Genomic DNA, 14,970 nt, shown 5'->3' with positions numbered 1-14,970 from the left:
ATGAATTCAGAATCTATGGTAGTCAGCAGTTTTTCGATCAATCCATATGATAAAGTGACTCGTAGATCGGCGTCAGTGTCTTGTCTTCGAACAGCGATGATACACTTGTGCCGTTCCAAATGTTCAGGATCGCCTGCGTAAAGATCGGCGCGGTGGGTACGATGCGGATGTTGGCGGCCTTGTTGATCTCGACCGTAGGCTGGATCGTGTCCGATAGGACCAGAGATTTCATCACCGAATTGGTCACACGTTCAACCGCCGGTCCACTCATGACACCGTGGGTGATGTAGGAGTGTACTTCCTTGGCGCCGTTATCCATCAGCACCTGGGCAGCTTTGCACAGAGTGCCAGCGGTATCGCAAATGTCATCGACAATCAGGCAGATTTTGTCTTTCACGTCACCAATGACCGTCATCTCGGCCACTTCGCCTGCCTTTTCGCGGCGTTTGTCAACGATCGAAAGGGGCGCATTGATGCGTTTGGCCAATTCACGGGCACGTGCAACACCGCCGACATCCGGCGAGACCACCATCAGGTCGTCCATCTGATCCTTGAATTGTTTCTTCACATCCAGGGCAAAGATCGGAGAGGCATATAGGTTGTCCACCGGCATGTCGAAAAAGCCCTGAATCTGGGCTGCGTGCAGATCCATGGTTAGAATCCGTTCGATACCCGCACCAGTCAGCATGTTTGCCACCAGCTTGGCGCTGATTGGCGTGCGCGCTTTGGTGCGGCGGTCCTGACGGGCGTACCCGAAATACGGAATGACAGCGGTGATCCGGGCTGCGGATGAACGGCGCAGGGCATCTGCGATGATCAGCAGCTCCATCAGATTGTCATTGGCGGGGTTCGAGGTTGGTTGAACGATAAACATATCTTCACCGCGCACATTCTCGAAAACCTCGACGAAAATCTCTCCGTCGTTGAACCGTTCGACCCTTGCATCGACCAGCCCCTGGTCAACGCCGCGATGAAGGCTCATGCGACGTGCAATGGTTTCGGCAAGCGGAAGATTGGCGTTCCCAGCGATAAGCTTGGGTTCGTGAAGTGTCGGCATCGGCTGATTTTCCCCGGGCAGCAGTGGCAATGTGACAGATTCGTGATGTTGACACCGCTTAGCATGGGTCTACCGTCCCGCAAAGATAACGCAGCGGAGAAAGTGAACATGGCCCAGATTGACTACTTTTTTGCGACACTCTCGCCCTATTCCTATCTGGCGGGAATGCGCCTTGAAGAGATCGCGGCAAAACACGGTGCGACGATCAACTATAAACCATTGGATATTGTTGCCCTGTTCGGCCGGACAGGTGGAACGCCACCAAAAGACCGACATATATCTCGCATCGAATACCGCGCGCAGGAATTGGTGCGCCAAGCGCGCAATCTGGATATGCCGTTGAACCTGCAGCCTGCGCACTGGCCGACGAACATGGCACCGTCCTCTTACGCTGTGATCGCAGCAGTACAGGATGGATCAGGTGATGTGGGTAAACTTTGCCATTCCTTCTTGCGTGCCTGCTGGGCAGAAGAAAAGGACATCTCTGATGATGGCGTGATCCGGGATTGCTTGGAACAGGCAGGATTTAGTCCAAATCTAGCTGATAGTGGCCTGTTGGTAGGTGCGGAAACCTACGCCGCAAATCTGGAAGAAGCCGTGGACCGGGGTGTTTTCGGGGCACCTTTCTACATCACACCGGACGATCAGAGGTTCTGGGGACAGGACCGTCTTGATGATCTGGACAAGCATCTGGCTGAGATGAAATAGCCGGGGCTGGGAGGCACGGTTACAAGAGGTTCAGAAACCGATCGATCTGGTCGGTTTCGATGGACCAGTCACAGACAAGGCGGCAGGCCAGCATCTCGTCTTCGTCGACACCGTCCAACGTATCGCCCCACAGGTGATAAACGGCGCCGGCCTCGTGCAGGCGCTTGTGTTGGCTGCGAGGAAAGCTTGCGAAAATCATGTTTGCCTGGGGTTCATGCAGGAATTCTGCCCCGACTGCCCGCAGACCACCCGCCAATCGCGCGCAATTGGCATTCGCTTTGCGAGCTGATTTCAGCCACAGGTCATCCTGCAGATAAGCAGCCATCTGGGCCGACAGATAACGGTGCTTGGAAAACAGGTGCGCCCCGCGCTTGCGCCGCAGCTCGAACTCCCAAGCTTTGCTTTCGTCGAAGAAGATTACGGCCTCGACACCCATCAGCCCGTTTTTGGTGCCGCCAAAGCTGACTGCGTCAACACCAGATTTCCACGTCATCTCTGCCGGTGAGCAATTCAAAGCGACCAGAGCGTTAGTGAAGCGTGCACCATCCATATGCACCGGCAACCCATACTTCTTGGCAACGCCACACAAGGCTTGAAGTTCGGCAAGCGAGTAAACCGAGCCACGCTCGGTCACCTGAGTGATCGAGACAGGCCCGCGCTGCGGACCATGCACGCCGCGGGTTTCTTCCCCCTCAATGGACTTGGTCAATGCTTCGGGGGTCATCTTGTCGCCACCCGGCACCAGAGTCAGTTTCGCGCCGGTGTAGAATTCGGGGGCATTGCACTCATCCTCATGGATATGAGCAACGGGTGAACAGAACACGGTTTCCCACGGCTTGCTCAGCGTTGCCAACGCCAGTGAATTCGCTGCCGTTCCCGTAGCGACCAGATAAACTGCCGCACCCGGTGCTTCGAAAATGCCGCGGATTTGGTCGCGCACTTCGTTCATCAAGGTGTCGGCGCCATAAGCCATCTGATAGCCCTGATTGGCTTCGGCCAATGCGGCCAGAACTTCGGGATGAACAGGCCCGGAATTATCAGAGGCAAAATGCATTAATTCGGCTCCTCGATGATGTAGTCTTCCCACTCTTCCATGGGTGTTTCGAATTCAGATACGGTTCGCCGCTGCACGGAGACTCCGGCGGTGTGAACGCTTTCAGGCGTACCTGATAGCAAAGGGTGCCAGTCGTAAAGCGGTTTGCCTTCCCAGAGCAGTCGATAGGCGCAAGTCTGGGGCAGCCAATAGGCATGGTTGTCGATGTTATCGGGTGTCATGACGATGCATTCGGGCACGAATTGGTGGCGGATATCATATTGGGTGCACCGGCAAGTTTCGTCATCCAGCAGGCGACAGGCAACACAGGTCAATGCGACCTCGCCCGTATCTTCGTCTTCCAGCTTGTTAAGACAGCATTTGCCGCAACCATCGCACAGGGCCTCCCACTCACGCTGGTTCATCTTGCGCAGCGGCTTGCATTCCCAGAATCGGGGCGCGAGGCCAGCTCGATCGATTGGATCCGTAGTCATGTACTGGCCAGTATCTCTCTCGCGCGCGCGCAATCGGCATCCATCTGCGAGATCAACCCGTCGAGGCCGTCGAATGTCATTTCGGGCCGCAGATAGTCGACCAGACCAACGGACAGCGTGGCACCGTAAAGATCACCTGAGAAATTGAACAGAAATGTCTCGATGTTAGGAACCTCGCCTTGGAACATGGGCCGGGTCCCGACCGATGCCGCCCCGTGATAGCTGCCCTGATGCGGGCCATCCAGGACGTCGACCAAAACTGCATAAACGCCGAATCTTGGAGGGTGCAGTCCTTCGATCGACATATTGGCTGTCGGGTACCCCAACTCTCGTCCGCGTTGCTCGCCTCCGACGACCTCACCCTCAATCCGGTGCCAGTGCCCCAGCATTGTTGCCGCATCGCGCGGGCGCCCCTCTGACAGAGCTGTCCGGATCGCAGTCGACGAAACCACATTCTCGGTGCGCTCCAACAGGGGCGCGATGGTCACACCGAACCCCATCTCTTCGCCAAAGCGAACCAGGTCCTGAGGGTTACCGCTGCGCCCTTTGCCAAAACAAAAATCGGCACCCACGACAACATGAGAAAGCCCCAGACCATCGCATATGACATTCCTCGCAAAAGCTTCGGGCGTCATTCCCGCGAGCGTTGAATTAAAAGGCAGTTCATAAAGCTTCTGCACGCCGAGTTTTTCCAGCCGGTGCGCGCGCGCATTGCCGCGCATCAGACGAAAGGGCGGTGCCTCTGGGGAAAAATACTCTCGTGGATGCGGCTCAAATGTCATGACCCCCAGCGGCGCGTTCAATTCAGCATTGCGCGCCAACTCGATGACGGATTGATGGCCAAGATGAACACCGTCAAAGTTCCCGATGGCGACACTTGCGCCTCGGTCTTCTGGTTCAACAAACTGGAAGTCCCGGATGATATGCATGCGGCTTGCCTAGCGGGACTGCCCGTCAGGTTCAAGCCGCAGTTCGGTTAAGGTGGATTATCAGTCGAACTTGCGGCTCGGAGCCAGCACCATGGCCTCACCCACCAGCACTTTCTTTCCGTCAACTGCGCAGTGGCAATCCAGCTTAACCCGGCGTTTGGCGAAATCGATATCGATCACCTTGACCTCGGCATAAACCATGTCGCCCGGACGCACCGGCGCCAGAAATTTAAGCGATTGTCCCATGTACACGGTTCCATGTCCGGGCAGCTGCTCTCCGATAACCGCAGAGATCAGGCCAGCGGTCAGCATGCCATGCGCAATACGTCCTTCGAAAATCGTATCGCGGGCATAGTCATCATCCAGATGAACCGGATTCCGGTCGGTCGATACTTGAGCGAACATCTCGATATCTTCATCGGTCACGACTTTGCGCAAGTGCCGTGACATGCCCATTTCGATGTCTTCGATGCAAATCGTTCCGCGCGGAAGGTTGTCCAACATGCTGCCCTCATTCGAGATCGAAAGAGCAACAAAAGACCATCATCTGCCGCTCGTCGGCAACTTTATTACTTCGCAGTTGCAGAAAATCAAGTCTTTTTTGCTATCTCAGGCGACCAATCGAATAGGTTGGATTGATCTGTTCCTTCTCGTTATGAGCTTTCAACGCGTCTTCGTCTGGATGATGTGATGTTTTGGTTTCTGCGGCTGCCAAACCGCCGGTGATGAAGAGGGTATCAATGCCTTCCCCCATGCCTCCAGCGATATCTGTTTGCGGCCCGTCCCCTATGGCAAGTATTTCAGAATCCGACACATCAACCCCAATCGCCTGCAACCTGCGCCGGGCCAGATCGTAGATCGGCGGGTGTGGCTTACCGAAATATAGGCTTTCACCACCCATCTCGGTATAAAGTCGGGCCAAAGCACCTGCGCACCATTCGCGCGTTTCGCCTCGGTCCACCACGATGTCCGGATTTGCGCAGAGCAGTTTCATCCCTTTCTGCTTGGCATAAAGAAAGTCGGGCCGGTTCACATCTGGGTCCGCCATCGGGTCGAACGGGCCGCAACACACGATGCCTTCGGCCGCGTCCAGCGGAACGCGTTCAATGTGGATCGGATGATCCAGCAGTTTCAGGGGTTCAAAAAAACCGGCATCCCGCTGCCATTCCCCCATGAAGTAGACTTTTTCGCCAATCGCCCCGCGAAACATCGCTGAACGCGCCGAATCACCGCTGGTTGCAATCGTGTCATAGGAATCTGCCGGCACATTGAAATGTAAAAGCTGCTCGGCAACCCCGGCCCGAGGCTTGGGGGAATTGGTTACAAGAACCACCGTGCCACCACGTTGACGATAAGCTTGCAGTGCCGCGACAGCCTCTGGGTAGGCAGTTATCCCATTATGAACGCAACCCCACAAATCAACAAACAGCGCTTTGTAGCGGTCAGAGATTTCAGCGAGTGAAGAAACGATCTGGGTCATGGCGCGCCTCGTGCAGCAGGGAATGCGAGATGTCAAAGCCTATGGCAGAGCGTGGCGCAATTGGCCAGAGGTGCAGCCCAAGGCGGAGCGGCCGAAATCAACCCCCCTTGTTCATCTGGCCAAAAATATCTCGGAGCGCGAGGCAGAGCCTCGCAAAAAAAAGCGCCCGGTTTCGGGCGCCTTTGATGATCTAAATTCAAACCTTGAGGTTCGGAATGATCTGCTTTTTCCGGCTCATCACGCCGGGCAACACAACCGCGTCACCGTCCACGGTTGCGCCAAAGCTCTTCTCAGCGACACCTTTGACCAGATCATTTGGAACCAGCAGCGTCGCTTCTTCGTTCAAAATATCGACCACGAACAGCAACACCTGATCAACGCCGTCTTCCTTGGCCACATCAGCCATCGAGCTTACGATGCTGTCCTTGCGATCCAGCACGACACCGGGGGCAGTGGTTTCCAGAACCGAGACCCGGAACTTGGTGCCGTCGACTTCGTATTCTTTGCTGTCCATGCGGATCAGTTCGGCGTCCGAGAATGACGATACATCCGATTTTGCTGCAAACATGTCGGCGGCGTAGGCCGAGACATCCAGACCAAGTTCAGCCGCCAGTTTCTCAGCCACGGCGCGGTCGTGCGCGGTGGTTGTGGGTGAGCGGAATTCCAGTGTGTCCGACAGGATGCAGGTCAGCGCGGCACCTTTGATCGCGTCGGGCATCTTGGCGGCGTCGTCACCCATCAGGTCGACCATGATGGTTGCCGTGCAGGCCAGCGGGCGCACAGTGATGTCGATGGGGCCTTTGGTTTCAAGCCCGCCAACCAGTTTGTGGTGGTCGATTATGGCGCGGATATCGGCGCTGTTGATGCTGGCGGGCAGCTCGGCCGGATTGTTGGTGTCGACGATGACAACCGGTGCATCCTCGGCCACGTCCTCGATGATTTGCGGCTTGGGCAGGTCCCAACGCTCAAGCATAAAGGCGGCTTCGGTGTTGGGTTCGCCTAGCAAAACGGGCTGTGCCTGATCACCTTTCACTTCGTTCAGATACCACGACCACAGGATTGGAGAGCCGGTGGAATCGGTGTCGGGAGATTTGTGGCCAAAAACTAGCGTTGTCATGTCTCGTGTCCTGAAGAATATGGATTTGCGCGCCTTATAGGGTGGTCAAACACGGTTGTCACCCGGAAGCAAACTTGCTGCGACCCTTGGTCTGAAAACCTAGAATTCAGCGCGTTCCAGTGTATATCCGGCTTGATGTAGCTGGTTCAGTAAGCCGTAGTCGTTGCTCAGATGTCCGGCCCCGACAGCGATCACCGCGGTCTGATCCTTCAGGTCCAGAATCTTTTCCATCCAGTTGGCGTTGCGTTGCACCAGAAGCTGATCCTCGAACCCTTTCCATTCGGCGTTAAACTCTTCTGGTGTCATCCCTGAAGCTTCAAGTCCCTGAATTTTCGCAAGCTCAATGATCGCGGCGTGCTGCTCTTCGATATAGGCGTTCGCCATCGTGATCATTTGGTCGTCCCCGGTCTGCAGCGCCCCAGCGAGCCTGGTCAGTGACGCCACTTGTTCCTCTAGAGGATGGCTGTCGAACATGGCGATCAGATCCTCGATCCGCTCTAGCGAATACTGGGGTATCCCGTGTTGTTCGGCCAGTTCCGTCAGGCGCGTGTCCATGCCGCGATCAAAGTCTGGGGTATTCATCAGGCAAGGCGGAATGCCCAACATCATGCTTAGAAACCAGGGGCGCATCTTGGCGGCCATCCAGGCGGGAATGCCACGCTCGGCCAGAGTCGCGGACAGCGCTGTCCAATCTTCTTCCGACATCAGGTCAATCAAAGTGGGGCCGGACGTAATCAGGACCGGGCTGAAATCATCGGCCAGATCTTTTTCGAACGCGTCCATTTCGTCCTGTGTGACCTCGAAGAAAAACGCGTCGGCCTGCCTCAGAACTGGCTCCAAGCGCTCGACCACGGGTGCCATGCGGGGGTCGCTGGTGTGGAGGGTGCCGATCAGGTGCAAGACGGTCCCGTCTTTTGTCGCGATCCAGTGGTTGCCCTCCGGAAACGGAATGTCACTGATTGTCTTCTCGAGATCAGCTTGACTTTCGGCCGACAGGTCAAGCCTAAGATCTCTCCCTTCGCAGGCCGCATGGGCGGTAATCGGAAGCAAAAGGCCGAGACAAAAGCTGAGCAAGCGCATATGGAACCTTCCGGAAATGGCGAATATGACCAAGACGTACTCCTGCCTTCTTGTAAGTTGCAATGTAGTTTGTCTTCAAACCGTGGCTGGCAATCCGCGCGAAACTACATAGCATAGCGTTATGAAGCTCGAGCAGGACCTTTACCCACCCATCAAAGCCTTGTTGGAACGTCAGGGATATACCGTGAAAGGTGAAGTTGGCGCCGCCGACATTGTTGCTCTGCGAGACGGGCAGGAGCCGGTGATCGTTGAACTCAAGCTTCGCTTCAGCCTCGCGCTGTTTCACCAAGCTATCACCCGTCTGAAAATAACCGATCAGGTCTACATTGGGGTCTGTAAACCAAAAGGCCGGGCAGCGCGACGGGCGGTGAAGGATAATCTGGCGTTGTGCCGTCGCCTGGGGTTGGGTCTGATCACCGTGCGCTCTGATGGGACGGTCGAGGTTCAATGCGATCCCGGCCCCTATGCGCCGCGCAAGGATAAGGTCAAGGCAAAGCGATTGCTGCGCGAGTTTGAAAGGTTGCAGGGCGATCCGAATGCGGGCGGTGCCACGCGTCATGGGATAGTAACGGCTTACCGACAGGATGCGCTAAAATGCGCGGCACATCTGGCGGAAAACGGAGCGGGCAAGGGGGCCGATGTCGCAAAGGCCACTGGCGTAAGTGCGGCGACACGTTTGATGTACGACAATCATTACGGCTGGTTCGAAAAAGTGGAAAAGGGCGTCTACGCGCTGTCTGAGGCAGGGCAAGAAGGTCTGAAACACTGGGCGTACAGCTGGGATCAGCCAGACTAGGTGCCTTGTTCTTGCCTGCTTATCGCGACGGGCAAAAAAATCTTTCACATATTGTTGACTCGCTTCCTGCAACTCCCTAGCTATGCGTCGTTATCACTCATGAGACCCGAGTGCTAACGCCTCGTCAGTCGGCGAGGGGAGGAAAACAAACTTTGAGCCCAAGGAGCTGCAAAGATGGCATTGAAACCGCTTCATGACCGTGTGCTGGTTCGTCGCGTAGAAAGCGAAGAGAAAACCGCAGGCGGACTGATCATTCCCGACAGCGCAAAAGAAAAGCCCAGCGAAGGCGAAGTCGTTGCAACCGGCGAAGGCGCGCGCAAGGACAGCGGCGAACTGATCGCAATGGCTGTAAAAGCTGGCGACAAGATCCTGTTCGGCAAATGGTCGGGCACCGAGGTTCAGGTCAACGGCGAAGAGCTGCTGATGATGAAAGAAAGCGACATCATGGGGATCATCGAGTAAGCGCACCCGCTTTCTCTGATCTTCGTTTCAACAGATATTCTCAAGGAGAGACAACATGTCTGCAAAGGACGTCAAGTTTGACACCGATGCCCGTAACCGCATGCTGGCCGGTGTAAATGTTCTGGCCGATGCTGTTAAAGTGACCCTGGGTCCCAAAGGCCGTAACGTGGTTCTGGACAAATCCTTTGGCGCACCGCGCATCACCAAAGACGGTGTTTCGGTTGCCAAGGAAATCGAACTGGAAGACAAGTTCGAAAACATGGGCGCGCAGATGGTGAAAGAAGTCGCCAGCCGCACCAATGACGAAGCCGGCGACGGCACCACCACTGCAACCGTTCTGGCTCAAGCCATCGTTCGCGAAGGTCTGAAGCAGGTTGCTGCTGGCCTGAACCCGATGGACCTGAAGCGCGGCATCGACCTGGCAACTGCCAAGGTTGTAGAAGGCATCAAAGACGCCTCGCGTGAAGTTAAAGACTCGGCAGAAGTTGCTCAGGTTGGCACCATCTCGGCCAACGGCGAAGCCGAAATCGGCCAGCAGATCGCAGACGCGATGCAGAAAGTTGGCAACGAAGGCGTTATCACCGTCGAAGAAAACAAAGGTCTGGAAACCGAGACCGATGTTGTCGAAGGTATGCAGTTCGACCGTGGCTACCTGTCGCCCTACTTCGTCACCAACGCAGACAAGATGATCGCAGAACTCGACGACTGCATGATCCTGCTGCACGAAAAGAAACTGTCCTCGCTGCAGCCGATGGTTCCGCTGCTCGAGCAGGTGATCCAGTCGCAGAAGCCGCTGCTGATCATCGCGGAAGACGTTGAAGGCGAAGCGCTGGCGACCCTCGTGGTCAACAAACTGCGCGGCGGCCTGAAAATTGCTGCTGTCAAAGCACCGGGCTTCGGCGACCGCCGCAAAGCCATGCTGCAGGACATCGCGATCCTGACCGGTGGTCAGGTGATCTCCGAAGATCTGGGCATGAAGCTCGAGTCCGTCACCATGGACATGCTGGGCACCGCCAAGAAGATCGAGATCACCAAAGACGAAACCACCATCGTCGACGGTGCTGGCGAGAAAGCCGAGATCGAAGCACGTGTTGCTCAGATCCGCACTCAGATCGAAGAAACCTCGTCGGATTACGACCGTGAGAAGCTGCAAGAGCGCGTTGCCAAACTGGCAGGCGGTGTTGCCGTTATCCGCGTTGGCGGCATGACCGAAGTTGAAGTGAAAGAGCGTAAGGACCGTGTGGACGATGCTCTGAACGCAACCCGCGCTGCTGTACAAGAAGGCGTTGTTGTGGGCGGTGGTGTTGCTCTGGTTCAGGCCGGTAAAGCACTGGAAACTCTGGAAGGTGCAAACGCCGACCAGAACGCAGGTATCAACATCGTTCGTAAGGCAATCGAAGCGCCTCTGCGCCAGATCGCCGAGAACGCTGGTGTCGACGGTGCGGTTGTTGCTGGCAAAGTTCGCGAAAGCGACGACGCAGCTTTCGGCTTCAACGCTCAGACCGAAGAATATGGCGACATGTTCTCGTTCGGTGTGATCGACCCGGCCAAAGTTGTCCGTACCGCTCTGGAAGATGCGGCATCGGTTGCGGGCCTGCTGGTCACCACCGAAGCAATGGTTGCCGATAAGCCCGCCAAAGAAGGCGCGGCACCTGCCGGCGGCATGCCCGACATGGGCGGCATGGGCGGCATGATGTAAGCTGCTTAAGCCTTAGTGCTTATTTATGGGGTCGCCTTTGGGCGGCCCCGTTTTTTTGTTCGGAACACCGTTGTGCCTTCGTACCATCGGCGACAGAAGGTTCTGATCCGAGGAGGATCGGGATTGGTTCGGCAATCGGGAATGTAGTGTGCAAATCCCTTTGAAACGGCTATGCGGTTGATATGCGACTGTTTCTTCTGACCGCTTTAACCATGTGCGCCTTCGCTGCGAATTCGATCCTGAACCGCCTTGCTATCGATAGTGGCGCAAGTGATCCGGCGGGATTTGCCATTATCCGGGTTTTGGCTGGTGCCTTGGTTTTAACGGTATTGGTGGCGCTTCGGGGCGGCTCGATCCCTGTTTTTAATCGTCGACGTGTTGTTGGGGCCGGGTCACTGTCGCTTTATATGATCGGGTTTTCAGTAGCTTATCTGACGCTTGATGCCGGGCTTGGTGCGCTGATCCTGTTCGGGGTTGTGCAAATTACCATGTTTGCGATTGGTGCGATGACCGGTTCTGCACCCACTTTGAGACAGATATTGGGTGCCGGTATTGCGCTTGGTGGACTGGCTTTTGTTCTTTGGCCTGCTGGGACGGTTCAGGTCGACCCGACAGGGGCCGGCTTAATGACGGCTGCCGGGGTCGGGTGGGCCATATATTCCATCGCGGGCCGGTCCGAACCAGATGCATTGTCGGGAACTGCGGCAAATTTCATCATGGCGTTGCCCGTCACGGGATTTGCCCTGTTCCTGCTGGGAAGCAATTGGCAAATGTCTCCGCTTGGCTATGGGCTGGCTGCGCTTTCCGGAGGTGTCACGTCCGGTCTCGGCTATGCGCTATGGTACCGTGTCGTGCCACAGCTTTCACCGGCGGTGGCCGCGATCGTGCAACTCAGCGTTCCAGTTATCGCAATTGCTGCCGGGGTCATCCTGTTAGCCGAGATGGCAAGTCTAAGGCTTCTGCTCGGCGCCGGATTTGTACTCGGCGGCATCGCACTGGCGGTGCTGCGCCGGAACCGTGGCTAGGGGTTCCCTCGGCCTGGGTTAGGCCTTATCTGGCGTGTATGAAATTTCTTGCTGTTCTCCTCTTGTGCCTTATGCCTGCGGTGGCCAATGCGAAATGCGTGGTTCTTCTGCATGGCCTCGCGCGCACAGAGGCCTCGTTTACCGTCATGGAACAGCTTTTTCATGCGCATGGTTACACTGTGGTTCGTCCAGGTTACCCTTCGACAGACCTACCAATACCAGACCTCGCCAACCAGACTTTACCAGCTGCGTTCGCCGCCTGCGGAGAGGATACGGTTAACGTTGTAGCTCATTCGATGGGGGGCATTCTGCTGCGCTATTGGTTGCAGGACAACGACCCCGAGAATCTGGGACGCGTTGTCATGCTCGGGCCTCCTAATCAGGGCAGCCAACTGGTGGACGAGCTTGGCGCCTGGGAGGTTTTCGGCTTTCTGAATGGCCCTGCAGGGCTTGCGTTGGGAACCGGACCAGAGGGTATTCCACGCCGCCTGCCGCCCGTGGACTTCGATTTGGGGGTGATTGCAGGCGAGAACTCATTGAACCCATTGTTCTCGTCTCTGATCGATGGTCCAGATGACGGCAAGGTATCGATAGAGACCACAAAGGTTGAGGGTATGGCTGATCACATCGTCTTGCCGGTGACGCATACGTTCATGATGAACAACCCGCGGGTCATGGCGCAGACCCTGCATTTCATCGAATTCGGACAGTTCGATCCACAAATCACCTGGCTTGACGGGGTGATGGATATCATCGACCAGATCTGTCTTGGGGAAGATTGCTCGGAACCCGACTCGGAGCCCACTCAATGAACTCGTTGGAACTGACATTGACCGGCGCGAATGTTCTGTTGCCCGGCGAAGGGGTGTCGCGTGCTGAACTGACGATCGCCGAAGGTACCGTTCAATCCGATAGGGCAGGGCAGCAGATTGATCTGTCAGGATACCTCATCCTGCCTGGCATCATTGATTTGCATGGCGACGGTTTTGAACGTCACATCGCGCCCCGGCGCGGTGCCATGAAGCAGATGGCAGAGGGCATTTTATCGGTCGAGGCGGAACTGGCCGCGAATGGAATAACCACAGCTGTTCTGGCGCAGTTCCACAGTTGGGAAGGCGGCGTGCGCGGGCCCGAGTTTGCTGGTCAGGTTTTTGACGCCATCGCTGCGGTTCGGGATGATGTTGTAACCCAACTGATCCCTCAACTGCGCTTCGAAACCCATATGCTGGACGACTATGACGGGCTGCCCGAACGTATCGCGGATTGGCAGGTGCCTTATGTGGTTCTGAATGATCATCTACCTCATGACCGGCTGGCTGAGGGGCGAAAACCACCCCGCTTGACGGGGCAGGCACTGAAGGCGGGACGGAATCCCGAAGTGCATTTTGAGATGCTGAAGGCAATGCACAACCGCAGCGCCGAGGTGCCAGCAGCACTGGACAGCCTTTGCACTGTCCTTGCGAACCGAGGAATTCGGCTCGGCAGCCATGATGATACAACGCCGCAGGATCGTGCTGAGTGGCGCGAGCGCGGGGTGATGATCTCGGAATTTCCGGAAACGCTGGAAGCCGCCGAATGTGCCCGGGCGGGCGGAGATCACATCATCCTCGGCTCACCCAATGTTGTGCGGGGCGGCTCACATAAGGGAAATGCCAGCGCGGTGGATCTGATCTCGATGGGTTTGTGTGATGCATTGGCATCGGATTACCACTACCCCAGCCCGCGCCGCGCTGCGCTGATGTTGGTAAAATCTGGCCTGCTGGATATCGCGAGCGCCTGGGCGCTTGTCTCGTCCGGTCCCGCGCGGGTTTTAGGCCTGAATGATCGCGGAACGCTACAGCCCGGAAATCGTGCTGATCTGGTGATACTCGATGCGACAACCCACAAAGTGGCTGCCACACTGTCAGGCGGGTGTGTCAGCTATATGTCCGGTAGTATCGCAACACGTTTCTTGAGCTGATCCCGGCTTCATCTGGCTAAAAATACCTCCGCCGGAGGCATCGCGCGTAAGCGCGATTACCTCATCGCGAAATCCGGTTGAAATGCCCCATCTTGCGGCCGGCCTTGACCTCGGCCTTGCCATAGAGATGCAGTGCTACGTCCCGTTCGCGTGAAAGCTCGGGTACGCGGTCCATGTCATGCCCGATCAAATTCTCCATCACGACGTCCGAGTGGCGCTGACCGTCGCCCAAAGGCCAACCGGCCACTGCGCGAATATGTTGTTCAAACTGATCCACGGCGCAGCCGTTCTGGGTCCAGTGACCCGAGTTATGAACGCGCGGCGCGATTTCATTCACGATCAATCCTTGTGGCGTCACAAACAATTCGACACCCATGACGCCGACATAATCCAGCGCGTTGAGAATGTTGGCGGCCAGCAATACCGCATCTGTCCGCTGCGCCGGAGACAGGCGTGCCGGTATTGTGGTCGTGTGCAGGATGCCATCGCGATGGACATTCTCGCCCGGATCGAAACAGGCAACTTGCCCGTCCAGACCGCGTGCTGCGATGACCGAAACCTCGTGGCTGAAGTCCACAAACCCTTCCAGTATGGACGGCGCGCCCGCCATATCGGCCAGTGCCGCCCCGGCATCTTCGGGTGCGCGCAGCCGGGCCTGACCTTTACCGTCATAGCCGAAGCGGCGGGTTTTCAGGATGGCGGGGGTGCCAATGTCATCAATTGCGGCGCGCAAGCTGTCCAAATCGGAGATGTCTGCAAAGGGCGCGGTTTGCAGGCCTAAGCCTTGTAGAAATGTCTTTTCGGTCAAGCGGTCCTGACTGACCCGCAACGCCTCTCGACCCGGGTGAATGGGGCGGTGTGCCTCAAGCAGATCCAGCGCCTGGGTGGGGATGTTTTCAAACTCGTAGGTGATCACGTCCACCGACTCCGCAAAGGCCTTCAATGCGTCGGCGTCATCATAGGCGGCGGTCGTGACCTGATTTGCAACTTGACCGGCCGGAGGATTTGCGCCCGGCTCGAATATGAGGGACTTGAACCCCAACCGTGCAGCCGCGATCGAGAGCATCCTGCCCAGCTGACCGCCCCCCAATATCCCGATTGTCGCACCGGGCGTAAGCATATCTGACATC

At 56.6% G+C, this 14,970-nt stretch carries 16 protein-coding genes; 7 read left to right on the top strand and 9 right to left on the bottom strand.

Features of this window, described 5'->3' with window-relative positions:
* Positions 1-37 precede the first annotated feature (37 nt).
* A complete protein-coding gene (locus ACR0A1_RS09395) occupies positions 38-1,057 on the bottom strand; it encodes a ribose-phosphate pyrophosphokinase (protein WP_480562439.1) in 1,020 nt (339 codons plus the stop codon).
* 108 nt (positions 1,058-1,165) lie between these two features.
* Here ACR0A1_RS09395 and ACR0A1_RS09390 point away from each other — a divergent pair, with 108 nt between their 5' ends.
* A complete protein-coding gene (locus ACR0A1_RS09390; protein WP_480562438.1) occupies positions 1,166-1,765 on the top strand; it encodes a DsbA family protein in 600 nt (199 codons plus the stop codon).
* 19 nt (positions 1,766-1,784) lie between these two features.
* Here the strand turns inward: ACR0A1_RS09390 and ACR0A1_RS09385 are convergent, their stop codons facing one another.
* The 7 genes from ACR0A1_RS09385 to ACR0A1_RS09355 form a co-directional block, all read right to left on the bottom strand.
* Positions 1,785-2,819, bottom strand: a complete 1,035-nt coding sequence (locus tag ACR0A1_RS09385; RefSeq protein ID WP_170401858.1) for a threonine aldolase family protein — start codon at positions 2,817-2,819, stop codon at positions 1,785-1,787.
* Complete coding sequence (locus tag ACR0A1_RS09380; RefSeq protein ID WP_170392426.1) at positions 2,819-3,292, bottom strand: YcgN family cysteine cluster protein; 474 nt, start codon at positions 3,290-3,292, stop codon at positions 2,819-2,821. Before ACR0A1_RS09380 ends, ACR0A1_RS09385 begins: the two co-directional genes overlap by 1 nt.
* Positions 3,289-4,221, bottom strand: coding sequence for a bifunctional riboflavin kinase/FAD synthetase (locus ACR0A1_RS09375; protein ID WP_170392424.1), 933 nt, complete (start codon positions 4,219-4,221; stop codon positions 3,289-3,291). Before ACR0A1_RS09375 ends, ACR0A1_RS09380 begins: the two co-directional genes overlap by 4 nt.
* A 60-nt stretch (positions 4,222-4,281) precedes the next feature.
* A complete protein-coding gene (locus tag ACR0A1_RS09370; RefSeq protein WP_074736482.1) occupies positions 4,282-4,725 on the bottom strand; it encodes a MaoC family dehydratase in 444 nt (147 codons plus the stop codon).
* Positions 4,726-4,825: 100 nt separating this feature from the next.
* On the bottom strand, positions 4,826-5,701 hold the full coding sequence (locus ACR0A1_RS09365; protein WP_170392423.1) for a TIGR01459 family HAD-type hydrolase: 876 nt from the start codon (positions 5,699-5,701) through the stop codon (positions 4,826-4,828).
* Between the two features lie 196 nt (positions 5,702-5,897).
* Positions 5,898-6,818, bottom strand: a complete 921-nt coding sequence (locus tag ACR0A1_RS09360; protein ID WP_480763163.1) for a manganese-dependent inorganic pyrophosphatase — start codon at positions 6,816-6,818, stop codon at positions 5,898-5,900.
* A 99-nt stretch (positions 6,819-6,917) separates the two neighbouring features.
* A complete protein-coding gene (locus ACR0A1_RS09355) occupies positions 6,918-7,898 on the bottom strand; it encodes a TraB/GumN family protein (protein ID WP_480867200.1) in 981 nt (326 codons plus the stop codon).
* A gap of 121 nt (positions 7,899-8,019) precedes the next feature.
* Here ACR0A1_RS09355 and ACR0A1_RS09350 point away from each other — a divergent pair, with 121 nt between their 5' ends.
* The 6 genes from ACR0A1_RS09350 (at position 8,020) to ACR0A1_RS09325 (ending at position 13,840) form a co-directional block, all read left to right on the top strand.
* Positions 8,020-8,694, top strand: coding sequence for a DUF2161 domain-containing phosphodiesterase (locus tag ACR0A1_RS09350; protein ID WP_480867198.1), 675 nt, complete (start codon positions 8,020-8,022; stop codon positions 8,692-8,694).
* A gap of 174 nt (positions 8,695-8,868) precedes the next feature.
* Positions 8,869-9,156 carry a co-chaperone GroES gene (gene groES / locus ACR0A1_RS09345; RefSeq protein ID WP_010441779.1) on the top strand — a complete coding sequence of 96 codons (288 nt, stop codon included), beginning with the start codon at positions 8,869-8,871 and terminating at the stop codon, positions 9,154-9,156.
* Between the two features lie 55 nt (positions 9,157-9,211).
* Complete coding sequence (gene groL, locus ACR0A1_RS09340) at positions 9,212-10,855, top strand: chaperonin GroEL (RefSeq protein ID WP_170392413.1); 1,644 nt, start codon at positions 9,212-9,214, stop codon at positions 10,853-10,855.
* Between the two features lie 182 nt (positions 10,856-11,037).
* Complete coding sequence (locus ACR0A1_RS09335) at positions 11,038-11,880, top strand: DMT family transporter (protein WP_480867196.1); 843 nt, start codon at positions 11,038-11,040, stop codon at positions 11,878-11,880.
* Between the two features lie 38 nt (positions 11,881-11,918).
* Positions 11,919-12,692, top strand: coding sequence for an alpha/beta fold hydrolase (locus tag ACR0A1_RS09330; protein WP_170392407.1), 774 nt, complete (start codon positions 11,919-11,921; stop codon positions 12,690-12,692).
* Positions 12,689-13,840 (top strand): alpha-D-ribose 1-methylphosphonate 5-triphosphate diphosphatase, encoded by a 1,152-nt coding sequence (locus ACR0A1_RS09325; RefSeq protein ID WP_480867193.1) that lies wholly within the window; start codon positions 12,689-12,691, stop codon positions 13,838-13,840. Before ACR0A1_RS09330 ends, ACR0A1_RS09325 begins: the two co-directional genes overlap by 4 nt.
* A gap of 61 nt (positions 13,841-13,901) precedes the next feature.
* Here ACR0A1_RS09325 and ACR0A1_RS09320 read toward each other — a convergent pair whose 3' ends face one another.
* Positions 13,902-14,969, bottom strand: a complete 1,068-nt coding sequence (locus tag ACR0A1_RS09320) for a 5-(carboxyamino)imidazole ribonucleotide synthase (RefSeq protein WP_480867639.1) — start codon at positions 14,967-14,969, stop codon at positions 13,902-13,904.
* Position 14,970 lies beyond the last annotated feature (1 nt).

This window comes from Ruegeria sp. D6, assembly GCF_056534365.1.
This window is presented reverse-complemented; position numbering and strand designations above follow the sequence as displayed.

Excerpts from the sequence above, each read along its gene's own strand:
- groL (WP_170392413.1), top strand. The coding sequence starts at position 9,212 with ATGTCTGCAAAGGACGTCAAGTTTGACACCGATGCCCGTAACCGCATG.
- ACR0A1_RS09395 (WP_480562439.1), bottom strand. The coding sequence starts at position 1,057 with ATGCCGACACTTCACGAACCCAAGCTTATCGCTGGGAACGCCAATCTT.
- ACR0A1_RS09375 (WP_170392424.1), bottom strand. The coding sequence starts at position 4,221 with ATGCATATCATCCGGGACTTCCAGTTTGTTGAACCAGAAGACCGAGGC.
- ACR0A1_RS09365 (WP_170392423.1), bottom strand. The coding sequence starts at position 5,701 with ATGACCCAGATCGTTTCTTCACTCGCTGAAATCTCTGACCGCTACAAA.
- ACR0A1_RS09370 (WP_074736482.1), bottom strand. The coding sequence starts at position 4,725 with ATGTTGGACAACCTTCCGCGCGGAACGATTTGCATCGAAGACATCGAA.
- ACR0A1_RS09320 (WP_480867639.1), bottom strand. The coding sequence starts at position 14,969 with ATGTCAGATATGCTTACGCCCGGTGCGACAATCGGGATATTGGGGGGC.
- ACR0A1_RS09330 (WP_170392407.1), top strand. The coding sequence starts at position 11,919 with ATGAAATTTCTTGCTGTTCTCCTCTTGTGCCTTATGCCTGCGGTGGCC.
- ACR0A1_RS09360 (WP_480763163.1), bottom strand. The coding sequence starts at position 6,818 with ATGACAACGCTAGTTTTTGGCCACAAATCTCCCGACACCGATTCCACC.
- ACR0A1_RS09385 (WP_170401858.1), bottom strand. The coding sequence starts at position 2,819 with ATGCATTTTGCCTCTGATAATTCCGGGCCTGTTCATCCCGAAGTTCTG.
- ACR0A1_RS09335 (WP_480867196.1), top strand. The coding sequence starts at position 11,038 with ATGCGACTGTTTCTTCTGACCGCTTTAACCATGTGCGCCTTCGCTGCG.
- groES (WP_010441779.1), top strand. The coding sequence starts at position 8,869 with ATGGCATTGAAACCGCTTCATGACCGTGTGCTGGTTCGTCGCGTAGAA.
- ACR0A1_RS09350 (WP_480867198.1), top strand. The coding sequence starts at position 8,020 with ATGAAGCTCGAGCAGGACCTTTACCCACCCATCAAAGCCTTGTTGGAA.
- ACR0A1_RS09390 (WP_480562438.1), top strand. The coding sequence starts at position 1,166 with ATGGCCCAGATTGACTACTTTTTTGCGACACTCTCGCCCTATTCCTAT.
- ACR0A1_RS09380 (WP_170392426.1), bottom strand. The coding sequence starts at position 3,292 with ATGACTACGGATCCAATCGATCGAGCTGGCCTCGCGCCCCGATTCTGG.
- ACR0A1_RS09325 (WP_480867193.1), top strand. The coding sequence starts at position 12,689 with ATGAACTCGTTGGAACTGACATTGACCGGCGCGAATGTTCTGTTGCCC.
- ACR0A1_RS09355 (WP_480867200.1), bottom strand. The coding sequence starts at position 7,898 with ATGCGCTTGCTCAGCTTTTGTCTCGGCCTTTTGCTTCCGATTACCGCC.